Raw genomic sequence first — 23,150 nt, 5'->3', positions numbered from 1 at the left:
TGGCTTCAGCGGAGGAATGAATAATGAGAGTTGCAATCGCTGTTGATATCGGCGCTTCCAGCGGTCGTCTCGTAGCGGCTACATTAAAGGGGAAGCAGCTTGAGATGAACGAGCTTCATCGTTTTGGTAACGCTTTTATGGAGAAGGACGGCCATGACTACTGGGATATTGACGCATTGTTCAAGGAGATTCTGATCGGTTTGAAAAAGGCAAAAGCGGCAGGAATCCACACATGTACATTAGCAATCGATACATGGGGCGTGGATTACGTTCTGCTGGGTGCTTCTGGAGAGCGGCTGCACGATGTGTACGCATACCGCGACGAACGTACTGTTGGAGCCGCGGACCGTTTGCATCAGAATCTGATCGGTCGGGAGTCTGTGTATGCCAAGACCGGAATTCAGGAACTGAGCTTTAACACGTTGTATCAATTGTACGCACACGACCGTGGGCAACTGGAGCAAACAAATCAGATTTTGCTTGTACCTGACTATTTGTATTACCTTCTGACAGGGCAAAAGATCAACGAAGCCACCAATGCTTCTACAACTCAGCTTCTCAACCTGCAAACACGTGAATTCGATTTGGATTTGCTTCAAGCACTTGGCTTGAAACGTGAGCAGTTTGCCGAGCTGACGCAGCCGGGGACATCTCTTGGCGGATTGAAGGCAGAGCTGGCCGAGACGGGCGACTATCCGGAATGTTCGGTTATCGTTGCTCCGACGCACGATACGGCATCTGCGGTTGTCGGCGTACCCGCTACAACGGATCGAAGCTGGGCGTATATCAGCAGCGGCACCTGGTCTTTACTCGGAGCCGAGTTAAGTGAGCCGCTCAATGGAGACGAACCACGCAAAGCCAACTATACGAACGAGTGGGGAGCGTACGGGACCTTCCGTTTTCTCAAAAATATTATGGGATTATGGATGATTCAGGAGGTTCGGCGCGAGAACGGGGAGTCGCACCATTTTGCTGAGCTTGCCGAATGGGCTGAACGCGAAGAAGCTTTTCGGAGTCTGGTTCCGTGCAACGACGAACGTTTCCTGAAGCCGCAGAGTATGACCGGGGAGATTATTGCGTTTTGCCAGGAGAGCGGGCAACCTGTACCGGACACGCCGGGACGATTGGCCCGATGTATTTTTGATAGTTTGGCTTTGACGTATTTGGATGCGATGCGTGAACTGGAACGATTGACAGGGCAAACGTACGAGGTGCTACATATCGTCGGAGGGGGCTCCAATAACAAATTGCTGTCCCAACTCACGGCCGACCTGCTGGGTATCGAAGTATGGACAGGCCCTTCCGAAGCAACAGCGATCGGTAACATAGCGGTGCAGTTGATCGCGGCCGAGGCTTTGGCGGATATCCGACAGGCAAGGCAAGTTATCGCAGATTCATTCCCGCCAACGATTTGTCATCCAAATCAGGTGAATAACCGCAATCATCTGTTGGAACGCTGGCAACGCATCAACCAACTGACCTTGAAGGAGACTTTACAATGAGCGAAGCAACAGAAAAAGCTTATCTGGAAGCCCGAAAATTATATGCCAAGCACGGTGTCGACGTCGATGCGGCACTTGCCAAGCTTAACGATATCAAAATTTCGATTCATTGTTGGCAAGGAGACGATGTGCAAGGGTTTTTGTTCCGCGATAAGACGTTAAGCGGCGGCATTGCCGTGACCGGCAGCTATCCGGGACGCGCTTCGACGCCGAACGAGCTGCGTGCCGATCTGGATGCCGCATTGGCGCTCATTCCGGGCAAACACAAAGTCAATCTTCATGCCATCTACGCGGATACCGACGAAGAGGTGGATTTGGATGCACTGGAGCCACGGCATTTTAAAGGCTGGATCGACTGGGCGAAGGCAAACGGTCTCGGTCTGGACTTCAACCCCACGTTGTTCTCCCATCCCAAAGCCGAAGACGGATTTACGCTCAGCCACACCGATCCGGAAATCCGCAAGTTCTGGATCGATCATTGCAAAGCTTCCCGCCGCATCGCCGAAACATTCGGCCGCGAGCTGGGCCAACCTTGCGTAACGAATCACTGGATGCCTGACGGCTTCAAGGATACCCCGGTCGACCGCTGGTCGCCGCGCGCGCGTCTGCGGGATTCGCTCGACGAAATTTTTGCCGAGAAGATCGACGAGCAATACAATATCGATGCCGTCGAAAGCAAACTGTTCGGCATCGGCTCGGAAAGCTATGTGGTCGGCTCGCACGAGTTCTATATGGGGTACGCCATGAGCCGCGGCAAGACGGTCTGCCTGGACGCCGGACATTTCCATCCAACCGAAGTGATCTCCAACAAGCTGTCTTCCATCCTGATGTTCACCGACCAACTGCTGCTGCACGTCAGCCGCCCGGTTCGTTGGGACAGCGACCACGTGGTGACGATGGACGACGAGTTACTGGAAATCGCCCGCGAACTCGTACGTGGCGATCTGCTTCCACGCACCCACATCGGCCTCGACTTTTTCGACGGCAGCATCAACCATATCGCCGCCTGGGTTATCGGCGTTCGCAATACCCAAAAAGCACTCCTACGCGCTCTGCTTGAGCCGATCGAACAGCTCAAACAAATCGAAGTCGAAAAAGACTACACGTCCCGTCTGGCACTCGTCGAAGAATTCAAATCTTACCCGTTCGGCGCGATCTGGGACCACTTCTGCGACCAAGCCGGCGTCCCTGTCCGCGAAGACTGGCTGACCCAGGTCAAAACTTACGAAAAAGAAGTCCTTCAAAAACGCGGGCAACATGAGGTAGCTTCTAAGTAGCTATACCCGCTGCTGAGAAAGTTACGGGGGCGCGGGAAGCGAGAAGACTGCGAGAGAAATTGCCAGCGTATGCTTCCGAAGTGCATTTCTTCGAAATGCTTTATAAGACGCTGTCTCACTCGGAAAATGGATTGGGTTTAAATAAGGAATTTTCCGAGTTCAAAGGCGTCTTTCACTGAATTTCTCTCTCCGTCTTCTCGCTTCCAGCCACGTTAAACTTTCTCCAGACGTTGAATAGCTTCTAAGAAGCTCGCATAGGGACAAAGAAATACAGAAATAGAAATGAATATTAAGTTTCAAGCAGGCGAAGGTTACCGCTTCGCCTGTCGTACTTCATACCTAACCCACCATCCACGTGCGTGCCGAGCGGAGGGGGAGAAGGAGCCGGAGAAACGAAGTGGTCGCCTTTGAATTTTGATTTTCACCTTATAAAAGTCTAATCGGAAAATCAACATTCAACACGCGATCGCAGGCCCTTCTCCCCCGCAGCGTCACCCAAACGTACCCAAAGGAGCCCAACTCATGAGCACAATCAACGCCGAAAAAACAGCGAAAGCACTTGAAATTCCTTTTATTCGCGAAATGTCCGAAATCACCCAACATATGTGGCGCAACGGCTGGGACGAACGTAACGGCGGTAATGTCAGCTACATTCTCGACGAAGCCGAAGTGGCTAAGTACCTGGACATCAACAACGTGATTCGCGTAATCGAACCTGCATTTCCGGTGAACGAGCTTGCGGGCAAATACTTTATCGTAACCGGTTCAGGTAAATATTTTAAAAATGTGCTGCAAGACCCGTCCGGCAATCTCGGTGTGCTGCGCGTGAGCAAAGACGGCACCAAGCTGGAGCTGCTATGGGGCCTGGATCACGATGCGAAGCCGACGAGTGAGCTGCCTTCGCACTTTATGAGTCATATCGAGCGCCTGAAAGCTGATCCCAACCATCGCGTCGTGATCCATAACCATGCAACGAACGTGCTGGCGATGACTTTTATTCATGATCTCGACGAAGCCAAGTTCACGAAAACGCTATGGGAAATGTGCACAGAATGTATCGTCGTTTTCCCGGACGGTATTGGCATTATTCCATGGATGGTGCCGGGCTCAAGCGAGATCGGCCGTGCGACGGCGGAGAAGATGAAGGAGTACCATTCGGTGATTTGGCCGCAGCACGGGATCTTCGGAACCGGAACATCGATTGACGAAGCCTTCGGTTTGATTGAGACGATCGAGAAGGCCGCGCAGATCTATATGCTGATTGCTCACCATGAGATCAAGCAGCGGATTACTGAGCAGGAGCTGTCCGACCTTGCCGCAGCATTCGGGGTAATCCCGCGGCCAGGCATCTTAAGCGTCTAATACCATCAATAATCGTTCTGATAGAGCATTACGCCCGATTCCCATATGCGGAGTCGGGCGTTTCGTGTAAAATAAGGGCAAATGAAAGAGACGAAAGGGGCCGGATCGAATGTTCCAGGATCACGCGGAGCAGTATGTGGTGTTCAAGATCGAAGGGGAAGAGTATGGATTACCGATCCAGCATGTGCTGCAAATTCTGACTGTGCCGGAGAATGTTCCGGTATCGGATTATTATTCGGCGATTCGGGGCATGATGAAGATCCGAGGCAAGATTATGCCGGTGTTCGACGTGCGGTTCGCGTTCGGCTTTGAAGAAGCGTTTCCCGATGCCAAACAAAGGCTTTTGCTAATCGAGATCGGGCGGCTGCATGTTGGTTTGATCGTGGACGAAATCACTGAAGTGCTGAAGGTCGGCGCGGAGGCGCCGCAGATCGGAGACGGAAAAAGCCGAGGCAAGCGGAAAGGATCTTTTTTCACGGGAATGTACAAAACGCCGGATCGAATCGTAATGCTGTTCGACCTTCAGGAGATGCTGGAGGAGGAAGGACTGTACGTCGAGTAAAGCAACAAGACCCATTTGAAAAAGCACACAAATACCCCCGCATCCTTGAATCAACAAGACTGCGGGGGGCTATTCGTTAAGGTCATTATTCAATTTTATTCGTTCCTCCTGATGATCCAATCCACATGCTTGACATGGTGAACGTAATTCTTGGGTTTCCAGTCTTGCCGATTGGCGTATGCTTCACAGCTTTCGTCAACCGTTTAGCGGTTTGTTTCTTATTTGTCCTACCATTTCTTGCCCGGGTCTTGCATCCGTACTCCGTTAAATTCGGAGCTTGTCGCATCTTCGCGACTGTTTCCATGTCTGTTTGCATATGGGGTGAGTTCCCGCATACATCGATTTCACGAAAAGTGTTTTCACGGACACCTTTCCTTTGTGTAAACCGTGCTAGTACGCTTCGCTTTCGCTATTGCATCGGAATCCTACTCCTTTCCACGCAAGGCTTAATCCTGCTCGAAACGGCCGTTTCCACTGAACAATAGTTTCCTTTGGGTTTGACAACCTTAATGCCCGCATGAGGCGTCGTCTGGACTTACGGGTCCAGTATGCGTAAGCAAAGGTCTGCCTGCCTAACCTATTGCATTGGAATCATGCTCCTTTTTTGCAAGGCTTCTTTCCCTGCTCGAAATCGCGATTTCCTTCTACAATGGTCTTTTTCAAAGCATGTTCACCTTTACCTTGTTCAATTTAGCCTTTTCCGTCGTGAGTCTTTCTTGAATCTCTGAGTTTCCCACATACCTGATTTTACAGAGAGGTGCTGTCACGTACGCCCCCTGAACGTAAAACCACTCAGTATGCTTCGCTTACGTGTTTCATCGGAATCTTCTCCTTTGGAGCGAAATCGATCTTCGCTGCTTCGGCGTTTTTCCGGCGGTTGAAGTGATTCTTTCATTCGTTATGGGTGAGTTCCCGCGTACCCTCGATCTCACGAAAAACGTTTTCACCGACGTTTTTCATGCGTGAAAATCGGTCATTGGTACGTTTCGCTAACCTGTGTCATCGGAATCCTGCTCCCTTCGAAATCCAAGATGGTAAAATCTCGTTATCGACCGGTCTTCAATCTTCCGTCCTCGGCAATGGTCTACGGTGAGTACTCTAAGTTTCCCACATAACCGTTCTCTCGAAAAACGTTTTCACGGGCGTTTTTCTTTCAACTTAAGAGTTCGGAATATGCTTCGCTTACCCTAGTCCATTGGACTTGTCCCTCCTTCGATGAATGATGGAAAAGTCTTTGAGTAGCACCCGCAATACTTATGTTGCTGTTGCTATGAAGTATTGTTGGTGTTGCTCATATATTACCCCCGATGAGGAAAAAGTAAAACGTCTGTAAAAACATCAAGATGTTTGTAAAAGCAGATCTCGTTCATCCAGCTCTTTCGCGCTTCTACATACGTAAAATAACGCTTTATTTTACGATTTTTCTCGTTTTCGATACCTAGTAAGCTTTAAACACGTCTTTGTGTTAGGTAGTTTTGGGTAATAGAAAAGAAGATTAGCGACATAGGGAGGCGTAAAGGATGGCAATGTTAAAAACGATCAAAACAAGCATGAACGATATCAAACAGGCACAGGATGGAATCAAAGCGTCCATGGACGGCCTCAAAACGGAACTGGATACATTGAAGGGAAGCATGGAGCGCGTGCAAGAGCAGGTGAAGGACAAACCGGCCAAATTCAAATCTTCGTTATCTTATTTGAAATTGGGAATCGGGGATCTGAAAGCAGAAGTGGCCGGCATTAAGCAGGGCTTCGCACAGATTAAAGACGCGGGCAAGGAACGGGAACCCGAGGCTTCGTTGATCGCAGGAGCCGAGTTTGTAAAAGAAGCGACAGGCTTCAAATTGAAAAGAGCGGATCGAATCATTGGAGAGATTACGTATGCCGAAGGTCCCGAACCCCATACATGGATGGCGAATCATACGTATGTAGACCCCGAGTACCGTGGCGGAAGCGTAGCTAAACTTTTGCTGGATCGGCTTGTTGAAGAAGCGCGCCTACAAGAAAAGATGATATTCCCGGTTTGTTCCTACGTTCGCGCCCAATTTAAACGGCATGAAGAGTACAGGGATGTATGGCATGAATATTGAGAAAAACCGAGCATAGACTGACTTTGGACCCAGGTAACGTCAAGTTACCTGGGTCTGCTCTTTTTTTTATGGTTCAAATCGGGTATTGTTATACCTATAGTATTGTAGCAAATCAAATTGTCCATACCACGAAGTTCGTGCAGAGAGCGGTAGCTGAAAGGCTGCCGCTTCATTTTTCGGCGCGGCGGCAAAAGGAGAAAATCAATGACCTCAAATGTGTTAGAGCGCCTGAGAAACGAAAGTGCCCCTTATCATGATCGGGTGGAAGCGAACCCTTACGCATCCGCCATCATGGCAGGGACCATCGAGCTTAATGAATATAAAAAATACCTGGAGATGTTTTACGGCTTTATCGCGCCGCTGGAACAACGCGCCGCGCAATCGGGCGTTTTGTCCGCATCGGGTTACGATCTGCAAGACCGCCGCAAAACCCCGATGCTGGAGGCGGATTTGGCCAAACTGGGACAATCCCGGGATCAACTGAACTCGATTCCGCTTTGCACGGAACTGCCCGACGTATCGACCCCGGAAAAGTTGCTCGGTTGTTTCTACGTGATCGAAGGTTCGACGATGGGCGGGCAGATGATCACCAAAAAGCTTTCGCGCGTCTTGCCGATCTCGACCGAAGCCGGATTGGCGTACTTCAACGCTTACGGCGAAGAAAGCCGAACCCGCTGGGGCGCTTACCGGGAGCTGTTGACGGCTGCCGGGCAAGACGAGGCAAGCGTCGACGAGATCGTTCGCAGCGCGGTCGAGACGTTTGCGTTGTTGGAACGCTGGTTCGACCGAAGCATGCAATCTTAAAGCTGGACTTATTTTTGCAACCAGAGCACAGGAGGTACTTACACAATCATGTCCAACGCCAACTTGAATTCCGAAAATGAACCGCTGAATCGTTCCCTCATCACAGGCGACGGTTTTGTTACCGACGAGCCGATCGACCTGACCAACTGCGACAAAGAACCCATTCATATTCCGGGTATGATTCAACCCAACGGTGTTTTACTGGCGGCACGCCGCACGCCGACCGGGAAGATCGTCCAATGTAGCCAGAACTCAGGCGAACTGCTTGGGCGTGCGCCGGATGAACTGCTTGGTCTTCCATTGGCGGATTTGATCGGAGCCGACGTGATGGCGGATCTCGTCAAGCGTGACCTGAACACCGTCGCTTCCTCGGATTTGCAATATTTGAATCTCCAAATCGATGTGCAGGGCTTGCCTGTGAGATTTACGGCAGTCGCGCATGAAAGCGAAGGATTATTGATTCTCGAACTTGAGCTGGAAAACGGCGAAGACGACGAGGCGGATAATGATTTTCGTTGGATTCGTACCTTTTTCGTCAAACTTAAACAAAGTGCCAACCGCTATACCGCCAGCCAGGCCGCAGCCGAGCAAGTCAAGGAGATTCTCGGTTATGACCGGGTCATGATCTATGAATTCGACAAAGAGTGGAACGGAAAAGTCATTGCGGAAGCCAAAGAACCCCAGTTGGAGCCGTTCTTGGGTCATCATTATCCGGCATCCGATATTCCGAAGCAGGCGCGTGAATTGTATTTGCGTAACTGGCTGCGAACTATCGTCAATGTGGATTATACTCCGGTAGGGATTACGCCGACCGTACAACCGTTAACCGGACGTCCGTTGAATCTGAGCTTGTCTGTGTTGCGGAGCGTATCGCCGATGCACATCGAATATTTAAAAAATATGGGCGTGGGCGCAACCGTGACCATTTCTTTGATTCACGACGGGCAGCTATGGGGCATGATCACGTGTCACCATTACTCGCCGAAATATGTCACGCACCGTATTCGCAACCTATGTAATTTCCTTGGCGCTTTCTTCTCGAACGAATTGTATCAACGCCAGCAACTTGACGAGTATCAAGCCGAGCTGCGATTGCGTACGGAAGCTTCGCGTATTGCCAAGATTTTTTTGGGTAATTCCAGTCCGTTTCATATCGTTGAGGAATTGTACGCGTCGGAGAACCGGTTGCTGAAAATGATGGATGCTTCCGGAGTCGCGGTTAGCTTTAACGATAAGTTGCTGCTGTTCGGCGATACGCCGGCTCCCGCGCAAGTGCGGGAACTTTCCGGCTGGATGGCGGGAAAATCCAAAAACTATACACACCAAACTTCGAGGCTGAGCCTGGAATTCGCTCCGGCGGAAGCCTATAAAGAAAAAGCGTCGGGGGCGCTATATGTCGCTTTGTCCCCGGGCCAGCAAAATTATATCATCTGGTTCCGGCCGGAAGTGCTTCAGATCGTGGACTGGGCGGGAGACCCGGCCAAAGCGGTGATCCGGGACGACGACGGGATGCGTCTTTCCCCGCGCAAGTCGTTCGAGAAATGGCGCCAGGTCGTGCAGGCCACCGCTTTCGATTGGAAAACGGAAGAATTGAACGCATTGTTCGAACTGCGCACCGTCGTCGATAATCAGACGAAAAGCGATTTGCAGCGCGCCGAGGAACAAGCTTTGCAGAACTCGCGCATGCTGCGCCAGAACGAGCAACGATATTTGCAATTGATGGAGTTCTCGCCGGTCGCTTTCTTTACGATCACCGACCGGCATATCGTCTACTGCAACGAACAGGCGGCGAAGCTGCTCGGGGAAACGAACAAAGACGAGTTGATCGGCCGGGATTTTCTGCCGTTCGTGCTGGCCGATTCGCGAGAGCCGATGCGTTTGTTGCTGGAGCAGCTTGAACGTGACGCTTCCGCGCTTGTGTCCGGGAATCAGGCGTTCGTCAATGTCAAATGCGAACCCCTTCAACTGGATATTACGCTGGCGGCCGTTTCGCACAGCGGCAGACCTTCGATCATGCTGATTGCGCGCCAGGTCGCGGAAACGGCGGAAGAGCATACCGAATACACCAGCATCACCGATCAATTAAGCAGCTATATGGCGACCGATCCGCTGACCGATCTGCCGAACCGTCGGGCTTTCGAAGAACGCCTGGAGTCGGATTGGAATACGGTAGCCTCGTTCAACGAACGGCCGCCGATCGCTTTGCTGGATATCGATATCGACGATTTCCGCGCCTATAACGCCGTGCATGGCTTGCAAGGCGGCGACCTGTGCATTCAAAACGTGGCTCAGGTGCTCGACTTGTTCGGGCGTCAGCATGAAGCAAGCGTTTCGCGCATGGGCGGAGGAACCTTTATGCTAAGACTTGACGGCGAACACGCCAATCGGGCGCAAGAGTTGGCTGAACAACTGCGTCAGGCCGTCGTGGGGCTGCAAATGAATCGGGACGAAGGACGTAACGCAGAGGACTATGTTACCGTCAGCATCGGCGGCGTTATTATGCGTCCGAGCCGGGATTACAGCTTCACGCACTTTATCGCCCAAGCCGATCGTGCTTTGATGAAAGCGAAACGAGAAGGCAAAAACCGCGTTGTATTTATGGAAGAATAATTCAAACGAAGCCGTCTGCTCATCACGGAGCAGACGGCTTTTTGGCATCTTTTTAGTGGGAAAAGATAAAGCTAAAGCGATAGCGGAATCTCTTTGACGCCGCGCACAATCATACCCGGACGCCATTCCAACTCATTCGCGTCTTCGCGTAATTTGATATTCGGAAAACGGCGCAGCAGCGTATTGATCGCGATCTCTCCTTCAAGCCGGGCCAGAGGAGCGCCCAAACACATATGAATGCCATGTCCGAAAGCCAAATGGCGGCTGCGTTCGCGCGTAATATCGAACAGATCCGGATCAGTGAACTGATCTCCGTCCCGTCCGGCTGAATCCAACGCCACGATGACCAAATCTCCGCGTTTCATGGCATGTCCCTTGAACTCCAGATCCTCGCCGGCCCATCTCGATGTACTGAACTCTACCGGTCCGTTGTACCTGAGCATTTCTTCGATCGCCCCTTTGATCAGCTCGGGATTATCCTGGAGTTTTTTCAACTGATCAGGGTGCTGGAGCAGCGAGAGCACTCCGTTGCCGATCAGATTCACCGTCGTCTCGTGGCCGGCAATAATCAGCAACGAGACAACGCCGTAGATTTCCTGTTCGGACAGCCGCTCGCCAGCGTCTTCGGCTACGATTAACCGGCTGATCAGATCGTCTCCGGGCTGTTTGCGCAGCTGTTCGAACCATTGCGCCAAATACTCGGTAAATTGCTGCATATGAAGATAGACATCGGGACCTTCTTCCGCATTGGCAGCGCCGACAATCGAATTGGACCACACCCGGAATTTGTCCCGATCAGAGACCGGTACGCCCAGAATTTCGCTGATCACAATGATCGGCAAAGGAAAAGCATAGTCGTCGATCAATTCCATCGTATCTTGTCCTTCTACCGCATCAAGCAGTCCGTCCGCAATCTGTTGAATATGCTCACGCATGGCTTCTACCAGCTTGGGAGTGAATCCCTGCTGCACAAGTCCACGCAGACGACGATGATCCGGCGGATCGGAAAATAACATATTGCTGGTGAAAATCGACTGGTATTCACTGCCGAACATTTTGCTCATATCTTTGACAAAACGCTGATCTCGCAAAATCTCGACAGCATCCTCGTAACGCGTAATCATCCATCCGAACTGACCGTCAGGGAACATCAGCTTGGCAATCGGTTCTTCCTCCCGCATACGCGCATAGACCGGATACGGATTTTGTACGGCTTTTGGAGTAAACAGTTCTTCCTTCGGCGATGAATTTGAAGAATTCAATGTATAAACTCCTTTCGGATTCGATTCATGGTCTACCCCACATATAGGCCAAGTCCGACCGAATGAAACAGCGATTTTACAATCGGTGCGTTGCAGAGGTAAAAAAAGGCGTTGTATACTGATCTTATATTGAAATGGAGGGAAGTTCATGACAGATGCTTTTGCGTTTAAAATGACAGATCGGGCTCAAGCACAGATTTTGAAATATGTAGAAGGCATCCCCGCAGAAGCGCGTACGGTTGTGCCGGCGGGCTTTTCCAACCATCTTCATTGGCAGTTGGGCCATATTATTGCGGTCGCTGACCGGGTTGTGAATGGTGTATCGGGTCGCCAGCCTGTGCTGCCGGCAGCGTATGCTACTTACTTTGCGCCAGGCACCAAGCCGGCCGAATGGGAGGGCGATCCGCCCGCTTGGGAAGAGCTGGTGACCCGTTTGCAAGAACTGCCTCAGCAATTCCGCGAGGCCTACGCAGGGAAGCTGGACGAAAAGTTGGCGAATCAAGAGAACTTTGCCAAAGCCGAGACGCTGGGAGATCTCGTAACGCTGAACGCAGGCCATATGCAGCACCATTCGGGATTCATCAATGCTTTGGCACGTACGGTTCGGGCTTAAATCCATCGAGAAGGAGAGATTCCGTGTGAAAAAATCTAAAGCATTGTGGACGGCTCTCGGCGTAGCTGCCGTTCCGGCAGCAGCTGTGGTTGCGGGGAGCTTTTACTTTTACCAATTGGCTGTGGCGCGTGCTCCGAAAAAATTTCTCGACGGCGATCCGGGCTTGCAGCCAAACCCGGATGTGCAGACGGAAACGACCTCCAGCCGGGATTGGTGGAACAGCCAGTCTTTTGAGCATCGGGAGTTGCTGTCCGGCGATGGGCTGAAGCTGCATGCGTATTATTTGCCGGCCAAGCGCCCGACGTCTCGCACCGCGATTTTGGCGCACGGTTATTCCGGCGACGCGTCCGTGATGAGCGGCGTGTCCAAGTTTTATCACGAAGACCTGGATATGAATATCCTCGTACCCGATGCCCGCGGACACGGACGCAGTGAAGGGACGTATATCGGGTATGGCTGGCATGAGCGGGTCGATTATCTGGGCTGGATTCGTCAGGTCATCGCCCATGACGGGCCTCAAGCGCAGATTGTGCTGCATGGCATTTCGATGGGCGGCGCTACCGTGATGATGACGAGCGGCGAAGACTTGCCGCCTCATGTCAAAGCGATCGTGGAAGACTGCGGCTACACGTCGGTGCGCGCCGAGTTGGAGCATCAGATGAAGCGGATGTACAAGCTGCCTGCATTCCCGATGCTTCCGGCGACCGAGGCGTTGACGAAGATTCGTGCGGGTTACTCGTTCACCGAAGCTTCTGCGCTGAGTCAGGTTCGCCGCTGCCGCACTCCGATGCTGTTTATCCACGGATCGAATGACGTATTCGTTCCGACTTCCATGGTGCATGAGCTGTATGAAGCGTGTCCGGCGGATAAAGATCTGTTGATCGTGGACGGTGCGGGGCATGGCGATTCTTTCCTGATCGACAAAGCGACATACACCAGCAAGGTCAAAGAATTCCTGAGCAGTCGACTGACTGAACCTGCTGCGGCAGACTGACCAAGTGGATCACAAGATGACGGACGTTCGAAGCTTTTTTTCGTTTACGTAGCGGAGAAAAGCTTCTTTTTTTATGCAAATTTCGAGATTTGGGACATATGTCCTTCCCTGATCCCACCGCTCTGTTCGTATAATGGGTAAGGTTATCAAAGGAAACGGGGGCATACAGGTGTTTAGAGGAATAGTGTTCGCTTTTTTGGGCGGTGCCTGCATTACGTTGCAGGGCGTAGCCAATTCCCGGATCAGTCACGATATCGGGACCTGGCAAGCGGCGACGGTAACGCAGTTGACCGGATTTATCATGGCGTTGATGATTTATCTGTTCGTGCGTGACGGCGATCTCGGCGGTTTCCGCAAGGTTAAGCCGCTTTATCTGGCAGGCGGCGCATTTGGTTCGGTGATCATTTTCAGCGAAGTGACCGCGATTCAGACAATCGGCGTCACGTTTACCATTTCCGCTTTGTTGATCGCTCAACTGCTGGTGACTTTTTTGATCGATCGATTCGGTTGGTTCGGTACGGCGAAAAGTAAAATGGGCGCGCCGCAGTTTATCGGTCTGGCGATGATGGTCGGCGGCGTGCTGATTATGAAGCTATAGGCGAAGGAGCCTTTTTGGATGAGAGAAATCAAAGATTCCGGGCTGCTGCATCAGTATCTGGTGCAACATGATTTGGAGCAAGTGTTCCATGAGCCGCTGCGTCCTTTATTGAATCTGTACGTGTTCGAGCCCGGCGAAGCCTTATGCAGTCAAGGCGCGTCCGCAGACATGCTGTATGTGCTGGTCAAAGGAAAAATCAAAATCTATACGACGTCGCCAGAAGGCAAGACGCTGGTGATTTCGTTCAAAAATCCGCCCGAAGTCATCGGAGACATCGAATATATCCGCGACCTGAATATCATCAATACGGTCGAAGCGGTTTCTCCCGTCACCGTGATCGGAATCAATGGAAAAACGTTGAAGCGCTACGGAGACGATCATGCGCCGCTGCTGCGTTTTATGCTGGATATCATTACAAAAAAGTTCTATATCAAATCGGACTTTCTCAGCTTCAACCTCATGTATCCGGTGGAAGTGCGGCTTGCGAGCTATCTGCTCTCCGTTTGCTACGACGAGAGCGATGAGGGTTTCGAAGGGCGTCTAGCCACGTCCGAGCTAACCGATACGGCCAACCTGATCGGAACGAGCTATCGGCATCTCAACCGGGTAATCCGCAAGCTGTCCGAGGAAGGACTGGTCGAGCGCAGCGGCGGTTATCTGCATGTGCGCGACCGGGCGTTGCTGGAACAGTTGGCCGGACGGAATTTATACGAACATTGAGGATTGGAAAACGAATTGCCCAAGATTGAAGGAGGAAAAGAAATGCTGGTCGGATTGCTGCTTGCAGCATTTGCGGGGATGATGGTCGCGCTGCAAACGATTTTCAATAATAGAACGGATGTGCATATGGGTTCCTGGGCGACGACAACCTGGGTACTGTTCATGGGGTTCGTCGCTTCGCTGGCATGCAGCCTGGTCTTTGAAGGAAGCCGCACGTTCAACTTGCAACATATGCAGCCGTGGTACTGGTTTAGCGGCTTGATCGGCGTAGGCGTCGTGATCTGTCTGGTACTGGGCATCAAGATTCTGGGTCCGACCTTCTCCGTCTCGGTGACGCTGACCGCCCAACTCGGCTTCGCCTTGCTATTCGACTCGCTCGGCTGGCTGGGGCTGGAGAAAGTGGCTTTCGACTGGAAGCAGCTTGCGGGAGTCCTGGTTATCGTGGCCGGGATCTATGTATTCAAATTTGGCGGAAAAAAGAAGCCGGCAGAAGCGGTACAGTCGGCTTCGGCAGCGAATTAAAACGGTCGGCAGACCATACAGGAGGCATATCCGATGGAAAATCAGCAAAACGGACAACCGAGCGCTACAGCGTCCATGATCGACAAAGTGGCCTGGATTTTGGTTCAAGACGGAAAGGTACTGAGCGCACGTTCAAAAGGCAAAGAAATCTACTATTTCCCCGGCGGCAAACGCGAACCCGGAGAAAGCGACACCGAGACGCTCGTACGCGAGATCGAGGAAGAGTTGACCGTCCGAATCAAACCCGATACGGTACGCCCTTTCGGCATCTTCGAAGCCGAAGCCGACGGCAAAGCAGCCGGCGTTCGCGTACGGATGGTCTGCTACACCGCTGACTACGAAGGCCAACTCTCCCCGGCCGCAGAGATCGAAGAACTGGCCTGGCTAGACGAAACCGACCGCCACCAAGTCTCCGCCGTCAGCCAATTGGTCTTCGATGTTATTTACGGGACATGTGAAAAGGTCTAAGCGATCTCTTAATATATTCTATTCATTTTCTGTACGGAGGAAAACGATAGTCCGACATTGGGATTGTCTCAACGTATCGAGCAAATACAACCGTAACTGAAAGCGAGAAGACGGAGAGAGAAATTCAGTTCAAGACGCTTTTGAACTTGGAAAACTTCAACTGAAAATTTCAATCCGGTTTTCCAAGTGAGACAGCGAATTGAACGAATTTCTTTCGTAGTCTTCTCGCTTTCCCGCACCAGTATAACTTTCTCGACAATCAGCGACAGCCCGGATAACAGGGCTGTCTTTTTCGTGCTATGCTAGTCAGATAGACCAATAGACAACCAACAGGAGGCGGAGAGCGTGGAAATCAGAACCATCCTTGCAACAGACAACGCCGCGATCGAAGTCATCATCCGGGAATGCCTCATCGAATTCGGCGGCAACCGGGAAGGATTAGCCTGGCAGGACGATAGCCTTTCGGCACTATCCGCCTTCTATGCGGGAGAAGACCGGGAATACTGGGTTGCGGTTGAAGACGGACAATTGATCGGCGGCTGCGGCATCGCGCCGTTTGCGAATTCCGAGAAAGTCTGCGAACTGCAAAAAATGTATCTCGTGGCCGGAGCACGCGGAAACGGCACGGCAGGCAAGCTGCTTGCCGCCGCGTTGGAATTTGCTGCCCTGCATTATGAAGAATGCTACTTGGAGACGCTGCAAACGATGGAGGCGGCCAATCGATTTTACCGGAAGCACGGATTCCGAGAGCTGGATGCACCGCTAGCGGGTTCGGAACATTTTGCCTGCGACGCCTGGTATATTCGCTCGCTGCATGCCGGCTGGAAGTCTCGCCTTGTAAGCGAGATGGGCTCATCCGTATTTTCGAAAGTTTTTGGCTGGAAAGAAGAAGCGCAGCGGTTGGGACGGGAAATGATCGACCTCAGCATCGGCACGCCGGATCGGCCGCCCGCGCCGGAAATTCGCCAAGCCTTGAGCGAAGCGTCGCTGCGCGAGGATGTATACGGTTATCCCGGTACAAGAGGCAGCGCGGAATTCCGCAAACAAGCCGCCGCCTGGATGAAGCATCGCTTCGGCGCCGACGTCAATCCGGAAAGCGAACTGCTGCCGCTGCTCGGTTCACAAGACGGGCTTTCGCATCTGGCTCAAGCGATCTGCAATCTGGGAGACCTGGCGATGGTGCCCGACCCCGGTTATCCGATCTATCTGGGGGCGTTGAGACTGGCGGGAGTGGAGCCGTACAAGTTGCCTTTGCGGCGGGAAAACGGATTTTTGCCGGATCTGGATCATATTACGGATGAAACTTGGTCGCGGGCCCGTTTTATATTGGTCGCTTTCCCGGGCAATCCGATAGGAGCCCGCGCGGACCGGGTTTATTTCGAGAAATTGATCGCCCTGGCGCAGAAATGGAATGTGCTGATCGTGCATGATCTCGCTTATTCCGAATTGGGCTTCGGCGATTATCGCCCGATAAGCATCTTGCAGTTACCGGGTGCGAAAAACATCGCAGTCGAGCTGCATTCCTGTTCGAAAAGCTTCAATATGCCCGGCTGCCGGATCGGCTTTATTACCGGCAACGCTGAAGCTGTCGGAGCGTTGCGAGAGCTGAAAGGGCATATCGACTTCGGCGTATTCGAACCGGTTCAGCAAGCGGCGATCGAAGCTTTCCGTTTGGCAATGGAAGCTCCCGCAGGAGATCGGGGTGTGGCACCGCTATACGAACGCCGATGCGAAGCGTTCCATCAGGCGCTGGCGGAGGAAGGCTGGCTGATCGACAAGCCGGACGCTACCATGTTTCTCTGGGCAGAGATTCCCGAGCGTTTCCGTCAAAACGGCCGTATCGGAAGTTCGAGTATCTTCGCGGAAGAGTTACTGCTTGCAACAGGCGTAGCCGTTGTGCCGGGCGAAGCATTCGGTGACGAAGGCGAAGGCTTTGTACGGATCGCATTGGTGCGGGAAGAAGAGACGCTGCTGGAAGCCGCACGGCGAATCGGTCGATTTATTCGCCGTGAGATGTAGAGCTAAAATTATGGTATAAGTGAAATTTTTCATATAAAAAACTGCTCTCTACGATCAGAGAGCAGTTAACGTGTCGATAAAGTCCAAAGTGCCTAGAAGCGAGAAGACGGAGAGAGAAATTCTGTGAAAGAGCTACAGTCTTTTCGAAGAAAAGGCACTTCGGAAGCCTATGCTGTAGTTCGCCTTTGAAATCGGGAAAATTCCATTGAAAATTTAATCCTTTTTTCCACCAAAGCATCTTTCTCGACAATCTGGCTACTCCCTATGGTCAGAGAGCAGCTTTTTGCTATACGGAAGGAAAACTTGGCGATCCATTAAGCCGCAGCTTGCGTAGATGCAGAAGCACCTTGCGGCGGAAACATTTTCATGAAAATCGCACGCGTAACCGGACCGACAATCACCAATTGCAGCGGAAGCGCACAGATGAAGTTGGTCCACAGACTATGGATGTACGCCCCGCCCAGACCCGAAGTAAAGCCGACATGAGTCAAAGCACCATACATCGACATCCCGATCACCATTCCCAGAACCATAAAGCCGGAGATCGTCAGCACTTTTTGAATCATCGGAGCGTTGGGACTAACCAAACGCCCCGCAATCTTTTTAGCCAGAGGGCCTACTACGAAAATATCAAGCACCAGCGCGACAATAAAAGCAGGCACGAAACCGATTGCCATCGTACGCAGCGCCTCCACACTCAAGCTTTGCATCAGCAGCACGTTATAGATCGTCATGCCCACTACCATCAGCGCGCACATCATCGTTGTGAAGATCAGATTTTCTTTTTTGTTTTTACCCATTGCTCTACTCCTTAATGTTCAAGCTTTATTTTTATTGTCCACTTGGTTTACAATATCATTAGCAAAGAATTAATGTCAACCTGGTTGACTGAAATTCCACGACCTTTTGACAGGAGCGTAAATCCATGAATGTAACCGAAGCTTCTTCAGCTACCCTGATTGACCTAATGAGCGACAAGCATCTTTTTTTGCGGAAAAAGGTAGCGGAGTTGGATGGGGAAGGGCTGAATCGAACTGAAACGCATATTTTGGCAGTCGTTGAAAAGGCAGTGAAAGTCTCGATCTCAGAGATCGGCAGAGCCGTCAATCTGACTCGCCAAGGGACTCATAAAAGTGTATTGGGTTTGATCGAGCGTGGTTATCTGGAAGAATCGCAGGATTCCGATAACCGTCGTGATCGCTACGTACGCTTAACAAGCAAGGGCGGACAGACTTGCAATCGCCAACTGGCAGTCAAGCGCGAGCTGGAACTTGAGATTGCGGAAAAGTTGGGGCAAGAACATGTTGAATGGCTCAAGCGGCTGCTTGCTGAAGACTGGATTTGAGTTGTTCCTATGATTTTATAGGGATACGAAGAAAAAGGCTTGAAGAAACGCTTTGAAGCGGTCTTCAAGCCTTGTTAATGAATGATGTGCGTGATGTTTACTGGATATTGCTCTTGACATCTTGGTACAGACTGTTATGAAGAATCTCCGCGTCGCTGCCTTTAAAAGCTTCGGCGGCTTCGGTATTTCCTTTAAGATGCCACATGAACCATGCCGTCATGTATCCATCTATTGCTAGGTAGCTATCGCCATGATCGATGCCTGTTTTTCGGGCAATCATTTTTTGGACGGAATTCGGAAGGGCCTCATAATTGGCTTGAAGCGCCCATAACGGCGTGATGCCTTGTCCTTCCTTTAAGCTGATGTTGTCGGCGGTTCCGGCATCGAAGCCACCGGTACCCGCAGTCAGGAAAGTCGGGATGTGGATCTTCGATAGGTCATAGCTCCATTCTGCGCCGAATACGTTCTTTTGTCCCCAATACGGAGAGGTAGGGCTGACGGCGTATAAGGCTTTGTACATATTCCCGTGAGGCTGGGACGTCACCGCGTTGATCGCTCCGACGCCGCCCTGCGAATGGCCGCCGATGCCGATGTGTTGCGTATCGACTTTTCCGTAAAAGATGTTGCTGCTGTCTTCGTTCAGTTTCAATAGGAACTCCAGACTTGCTTCGGCGGAAGCGCCGGTTCGCGAATTATGGTCTTCGTTGCCCACCACGATAAATCCCCAAGAAGCCAGATGCTCGAAAAAGGCCGGGTATCCGCTTGCCGGAGTGCCGCTTCCGTTGGCAATGACCACGACCGGATAAAGGTCATCTTCTTTTTCCAAATCCGCCGGATACCAGATTTCGTGCTTTTGGATAGCCGCGTCGTCGACCTTGTATTCCGCAAACGACACTTTTTCTTCGCCTAGTTCTGTATATCGCTTTTCGATCGGCTGCTCTGTCTGCGTGAACTTATAGTAGTGCGTATTTTTGTACTTCGCAAATGCAAAGAGTCCCGCTAGCAATAAAGCGATGATGATTGCGATAATAGACAAAATTTTCAGAATCGTTTTTAAAATCTTCATGTTTAACTTCCTCCGGCTTTTACTTGATCGGCAGATACGCTTTCAAGTATTGTTCCACGCTCTCCATGTACTTCACGTACAGAGCCGTATCGTTTTGAAGCGCGTGCCCCGAGTGCGGGAATTCGATATACTGGTGCGGCACGTTATTTTTTTCCAACGCCCGCAAAAGATGCTTGGACGCGTCGAACGGACTGACTTTATCATAGACGCCATAAGCGATTACGCTGGGTACCGAATTTTCGTTCACCCACATATAGGCCGAGATCGGCTTAATCGCCTCTTCGTAGGCTTCCGTTCCGAACATGTACGCCGTGATCCCGGAGCCGGACATGACCGAAAACAATCCGGCTGCGGCGTCTGGGTTCCGGTCCAGTCCGTAGACCGACCAGTCCTCCGGATAAAAACTCGACGGTCCTACCGCTTCGAACATCATTTTGACCGGAATCGGCGATTCGGCCGCGTCGCGGTAAGCATAAAGCATCGCCAGCGTACCGCCCGCCGAACCTCCGGAGATCGCCATCGAATCCAGATTATATCCCAACTTTCCGGCTTCTTCGACAACGGCGGGGATACTGCTTTTGATCTCTGCCGACTGGGAGTACACGCTGGCCTGAGGATTCTGTTCATTGCGCAGGGTATAATTGATGCCTGCCGCGACATAGCCTTTGGAAGCCAGCCATTTGAGCATATCCGCATCGTCCGATTTATCGCCTGTCGTGAATCCTCCGGCGTGAAGATATACAACAAGACTGTAAGTTTCTTTGCTCCGATCGGCAGGCAGGTAAAGATCGAATTTGTTCGCGTCGCCGTCCCCGTAGGATAGATCCGTACGGATCGTGCCCGTCTCGTCGTTCCAGTCTACCGTATACTTTTTCAATGCCGGAGCCGCGTAAGTGAGCTTGAACACCGCCGATCCCCCAAAAGAAACGATAAATGCGCCTACGCATAGCAAGATAAACAGGCCGGTTTTGTGTTTATTCTTTTTGATTTTCTTTTCGCTGCTCATAAAAAATTACCTCCGAACAAAGATCCGCCGACCAGCAGATTCAGGAATGCGCGTACGGCAAGCCTTCCCGAAATCCATCCGACCAGCAGGATCGCAGCCAATATAACCGTTCGTTTCGTTGTAAAAAATTTCGTCATCTTTTTCTCCTTTATACTTGTTCAAAAGGCTTACTTAACTCTTGACAATGGATTGCCGCAGGTATACGCTACCGACGTGCCAAATGTACCAACCCTTATAGGCAAGATCAATACATATGGCGAAAATGGCACAGATCGGGAGTGGATGTACCATCATGAATAACGAAGAAAAAAATACGTTTGCTAAACAACAAATAACGGAAGCTTTTTTGCGTTTATTGAACGATCGCGATCTGTCCCAAATTACGATCGTTCAGATCACAACGGAGGCGAAAGTAAGTCGCAACTCGTTTTACCGAAACTATCAAGATAAAGATGAAATTTTGCTCAAACATATCAAGCATTTGATCACGCGGTGGAATGCGGAATACGACTTGAACAATAACCAGTCAGAGAAAGAAATGTTCGGGAGCCTATTTCATCATTTGAAAGAAAAAAAGGCTTTTTATCTTTTGCTCAAAAAGAGAAATCTGTTTCATTTGTTTTTGAACGTTTTTGTCGAGATTTACGGAGCAAAGCGTGAATACGACAATATGGGAGCCTACGCGGCGTCTTTTATCGCTTACGGCGTGTACGGCTGGATCGAAGAATGGATCGGTCGCGGCATGCAGGAATCAGCGGAAACCATGTCGGCGCTTTTGGCAACGAGCGGAATGAAATGAAGGGGGAAAGTATGGGAGATCGCTTGGGCTTGTTGGAGCAGGCACGAACGGCAGAGGTTCGGGTGATTTTTATGCGCCATACCGAAGTGGAAGGGCCTTTCGTGGAAGGAAGTCCGAGCTGGCACATTCACGATACCGTTGCACCGCAACCAGGCAAATCGATTTTTCAAAAAAAACGCCTGATTCTTTTGAACACACACCGTTGGACGCGCATCTACAAAAGATCGGCGTTGATCGACCGGTCATCGAGGAGATGCAGATCTACTTCGTCACTTTCCCTTGACGTGCCCCGGCACGCCTGCGAAAAAGTTGCTTGCCGAGAACGAAAATTCGGTCAAATCTGCTTTCATCGAAGTTTGAAGACACGCCCGGTTCACTACGAACCAGGGCTTTTTGTGTTGAACGTTGAATGCAGCAAAATGCGATTTCAACAATTCCGTTGACAAAAATTCATCCGGTGGGCAATATAAATAAAGGATCTTTATAAAGTGGTCAAAGAACGGAGGTACAATGAAAAGAGCAGATACGACGCTGATGAAAGAGATTAATCTGAACACGGTACGGCGCACACTCAAGCGAATGGAGAGCGCAACCAAGCCGCAGTTGGCAGCGGAGACGGGATTAAGCGTAGTCACGGTGGCGGCGCTCGTACGCGAGTTGGCAGAGCGTGGCGAATTGAATGAAGAAGAAGCGGGCACCTCGACAGGTGGGCGTCCGGCTACCGTGTATCGCTTCGATTATGCGCATCGGCTGGCGCTGTCTTTGCATATCCATGAGCGCGAAGGAATCGATACCGTATTTGCTTCGGTCGTGGATCTTCGGGGAGATGTGCGCAAACACGAAGAACGGCTTTTTGATACGCTGGACCGGGACTCGTTTCTATACTGGGTAGAGAGCTTGATGCAAGCGTATCCGCAGATTCAGACGATCGGGTTGGGGATTCCAGGCCAAGCCGTGGAAGGGCGGATCGAGGTGAGCAGTCACGATAGATTGCGAGGAACTTATCCGGCCAAGTGGATCGAGGAGCAACTGGGCGTGCCTGCGTTATTGGAAAACGACGTGAATGCGGCTTTGCACGGCTATCTGTTGGAGGAGGCCAATAGTGCGGAGGTAGAGAACGGAGTCGTTATCGGGCTTTATTTTCCGACCAAATATCCTCCCGGCATGGCGATTTCCTGGAACGGAACGTTAATCGGCGGCAAGCGCGGCATGGCGGGAGAAGTCAAATATTTGCCGCTGGATCTGGATTGGAGCCGGCCGCCGGCAGGAGACGCCTGGAATGAGACCGTTTGCCGGATCGTGCACACCGTCTCTGTCGTACTGGCACCGGAACGGGTAGTGCTCTACGGTGTGCGTCCCGATACGGGGTCATGGACCGCGCACTGGGAAGCTTATATCCGTCGCCACCCTTTGCCCGCCGAGCCGGACATCGAATGGTCGGAGCGTTTTGCGGAACATTTTGCGTCCGGGTTGCGGAATTTGGCGTTGCAGACCTTGGAGCCAAAGATTTTATAGCAGTTATAGACGCGTA

Annotated in this window: 22 protein-coding genes; 17 read left to right on the top strand and 5 right to left on the bottom strand. The window is 51.4% G+C overall.

Going from position 1 to position 23,150, the window contains the following annotated elements; all coding sequences use genetic code 11:
• The first annotated feature begins 23 nt into the window (after positions 1-23).
• The 7 genes from rhaB to WKI47_RS15215 all read left to right on the top strand — a co-directional run bounded on the left by rhaB (position 24) and on the right by WKI47_RS15215 (position 10,207).
• On the top strand, positions 24-1,502 hold the full coding sequence (rhaB, locus tag WKI47_RS15245; RefSeq protein WP_340228009.1) for a rhamnulokinase: 1,479 nt from the start codon (positions 24-26) through the stop codon (positions 1,500-1,502).
• Entirely contained in the window at positions 1,499-2,779 is a 1,281-nt protein-coding gene (gene rhaA, locus WKI47_RS15240; RefSeq protein ID WP_340228008.1) for an L-rhamnose isomerase, read from the top strand. Before rhaB ends, rhaA begins: the two co-directional genes overlap by 4 nt.
• A gap of 522 nt (positions 2,780-3,301) precedes the next feature.
• A complete protein-coding gene (rhaD, locus tag WKI47_RS15235; protein WP_340228007.1) occupies positions 3,302-4,141 on the top strand; it encodes a rhamnulose-1-phosphate aldolase in 840 nt (279 codons plus the stop codon).
• A gap of 109 nt (positions 4,142-4,250) precedes the next feature.
• Entirely contained in the window at positions 4,251-4,703 is a 453-nt protein-coding gene (locus tag WKI47_RS15230; RefSeq protein ID WP_340228006.1) for a chemotaxis protein CheW, read from the top strand.
• A gap of 1,520 nt (positions 4,704-6,223) precedes the next feature.
• A complete protein-coding gene (locus tag WKI47_RS15225) occupies positions 6,224-6,793 on the top strand; it encodes a GNAT family N-acetyltransferase (RefSeq protein WP_340228005.1) in 570 nt (189 codons plus the stop codon).
• A gap of 204 nt (positions 6,794-6,997) precedes the next feature.
• On the top strand, positions 6,998-7,597 hold the full coding sequence (locus tag WKI47_RS15220; RefSeq protein WP_340228004.1) for a biliverdin-producing heme oxygenase: 600 nt from the start codon (positions 6,998-7,000) through the stop codon (positions 7,595-7,597).
• Positions 7,598-7,645: 48 nt separating this feature from the next.
• Positions 7,646-10,207, top strand: coding sequence for a diguanylate cyclase domain-containing protein (locus WKI47_RS15215; RefSeq protein ID WP_340228003.1), 2,562 nt, complete (start codon positions 7,646-7,648; stop codon positions 10,205-10,207).
• 71 nt (positions 10,208-10,278) lie between these two features.
• Here WKI47_RS15215 and WKI47_RS15210 read toward each other — a convergent pair whose 3' ends face one another.
• The gene (locus WKI47_RS15210) at positions 10,279-11,469 is read right to left on the bottom strand and encodes a cytochrome P450 (RefSeq protein WP_340228002.1); all 1,191 of its coding nucleotides are present in this window, start codon (positions 11,467-11,469) and stop codon (positions 10,279-10,281) included.
• Between the two features lie 148 nt (positions 11,470-11,617).
• Between WKI47_RS15210 and WKI47_RS15205 the strand changes: the two genes are divergently transcribed.
• The 7 genes from WKI47_RS15205 to WKI47_RS15175 all read left to right on the top strand — a co-directional run bounded on the left by WKI47_RS15205 (position 11,618) and on the right by WKI47_RS15175 (position 17,403).
• Positions 11,618-12,082, top strand: a complete 465-nt coding sequence (locus tag WKI47_RS15205; RefSeq protein ID WP_340228001.1) for a DinB family protein — start codon at positions 11,618-11,620, stop codon at positions 12,080-12,082.
• Positions 12,083-12,107: 25 nt separating this feature from the next.
• On the top strand, positions 12,108-13,076 hold the full coding sequence (locus WKI47_RS15200) for an alpha/beta hydrolase (protein ID WP_340228000.1): 969 nt from the start codon (positions 12,108-12,110) through the stop codon (positions 13,074-13,076).
• A gap of 133 nt (positions 13,077-13,209) precedes the next feature.
• The gene (locus WKI47_RS15195) at positions 13,210-13,674 is read left to right on the top strand and encodes a DMT family transporter (protein WP_425355467.1); all 465 of its coding nucleotides are present in this window, start codon (positions 13,210-13,212) and stop codon (positions 13,672-13,674) included.
• Between the two features lie 18 nt (positions 13,675-13,692).
• Complete coding sequence (locus WKI47_RS15190; RefSeq protein ID WP_340227998.1) at positions 13,693-14,394, top strand: Crp/Fnr family transcriptional regulator; 702 nt, start codon at positions 13,693-13,695, stop codon at positions 14,392-14,394.
• Positions 14,395-14,436: 42 nt separating this feature from the next.
• Complete coding sequence (locus WKI47_RS15185; protein ID WP_340227997.1) at positions 14,437-14,916, top strand: DMT family transporter; 480 nt, start codon at positions 14,437-14,439, stop codon at positions 14,914-14,916.
• A 33-nt stretch (positions 14,917-14,949) separates the two neighbouring features.
• Positions 14,950-15,384 carry an NUDIX domain-containing protein gene (locus WKI47_RS15180; protein WP_340227996.1) on the top strand — a complete coding sequence of 145 codons (435 nt, stop codon included), beginning with the start codon at positions 14,950-14,952 and terminating at the stop codon, positions 15,382-15,384.
• A 345-nt stretch (positions 15,385-15,729) separates the two neighbouring features.
• Positions 15,730-17,403, top strand: coding sequence for an aminotransferase class I/II-fold pyridoxal phosphate-dependent enzyme (locus WKI47_RS15175; protein ID WP_340227995.1), 1,674 nt, complete (start codon positions 15,730-15,732; stop codon positions 17,401-17,403).
• A 314-nt stretch (positions 17,404-17,717) separates the two neighbouring features.
• On the opposite strand, the gene WKI47_RS15170 is transcribed toward WKI47_RS15175, so the two are convergent.
• The gene (locus WKI47_RS15170; RefSeq protein WP_340227994.1) at positions 17,718-18,203 is read right to left on the bottom strand and encodes a DUF2798 domain-containing protein; all 486 of its coding nucleotides are present in this window, start codon (positions 18,201-18,203) and stop codon (positions 17,718-17,720) included.
• A 125-nt stretch (positions 18,204-18,328) separates the two neighbouring features.
• Here WKI47_RS15170 and WKI47_RS15165 point away from each other — a divergent pair, with 125 nt between their 5' ends.
• The gene (locus WKI47_RS15165; RefSeq protein ID WP_340227993.1) at positions 18,329-18,748 is read left to right on the top strand and encodes a MarR family winged helix-turn-helix transcriptional regulator; all 420 of its coding nucleotides are present in this window, start codon (positions 18,329-18,331) and stop codon (positions 18,746-18,748) included.
• A gap of 97 nt (positions 18,749-18,845) precedes the next feature.
• On the opposite strand, the gene WKI47_RS15160 is transcribed toward WKI47_RS15165, so the two are convergent.
• The 3 genes from WKI47_RS15160 to WKI47_RS15150 are packed head-to-tail and all read right to left on the bottom strand — an operon-like array spanning position 18,846 to position 20,957.
• Entirely contained in the window at positions 18,846-19,814 is a 969-nt protein-coding gene (locus WKI47_RS15160; RefSeq protein ID WP_340227992.1) for an alpha/beta hydrolase, read from the bottom strand.
• Positions 19,815-19,833: 19 nt separating this feature from the next.
• A complete protein-coding gene (locus WKI47_RS15155) occupies positions 19,834-20,820 on the bottom strand; it encodes an alpha/beta hydrolase (RefSeq protein ID WP_340227991.1) in 987 nt (328 codons plus the stop codon).
• A complete protein-coding gene (locus tag WKI47_RS15150; protein WP_340227990.1) occupies positions 20,817-20,957 on the bottom strand; it encodes a hypothetical protein in 141 nt (46 codons plus the stop codon). Before WKI47_RS15150 ends, WKI47_RS15155 begins: the two co-directional genes overlap by 4 nt.
• A gap of 155 nt (positions 20,958-21,112) precedes the next feature.
• Here WKI47_RS15150 and WKI47_RS15145 point away from each other — a divergent pair, with 155 nt between their 5' ends.
• Positions 21,113-21,619 (top strand): TetR/AcrR family transcriptional regulator, encoded by a 507-nt coding sequence (locus tag WKI47_RS15145; protein WP_340227989.1) that lies wholly within the window; start codon positions 21,113-21,115, stop codon positions 21,617-21,619.
• 510 nt (positions 21,620-22,129) lie between these two features.
• Positions 22,130-23,134 carry an ROK family protein gene (locus tag WKI47_RS15140; protein WP_340227988.1) on the top strand — a complete coding sequence of 335 codons (1,005 nt, stop codon included), beginning with the start codon at positions 22,130-22,132 and terminating at the stop codon, positions 23,132-23,134.
• Positions 23,135-23,150: the final 16 nt, after the last annotated feature.

The organism is Saccharibacillus sacchari (assembly GCF_037722395.1).
Lineage (GTDB): Bacteria > Bacillota > Bacilli > Paenibacillales > Paenibacillaceae > Saccharibacillus > Saccharibacillus sacchari_A.
This window is presented reverse-complemented; position numbering and strand designations above follow the sequence as displayed.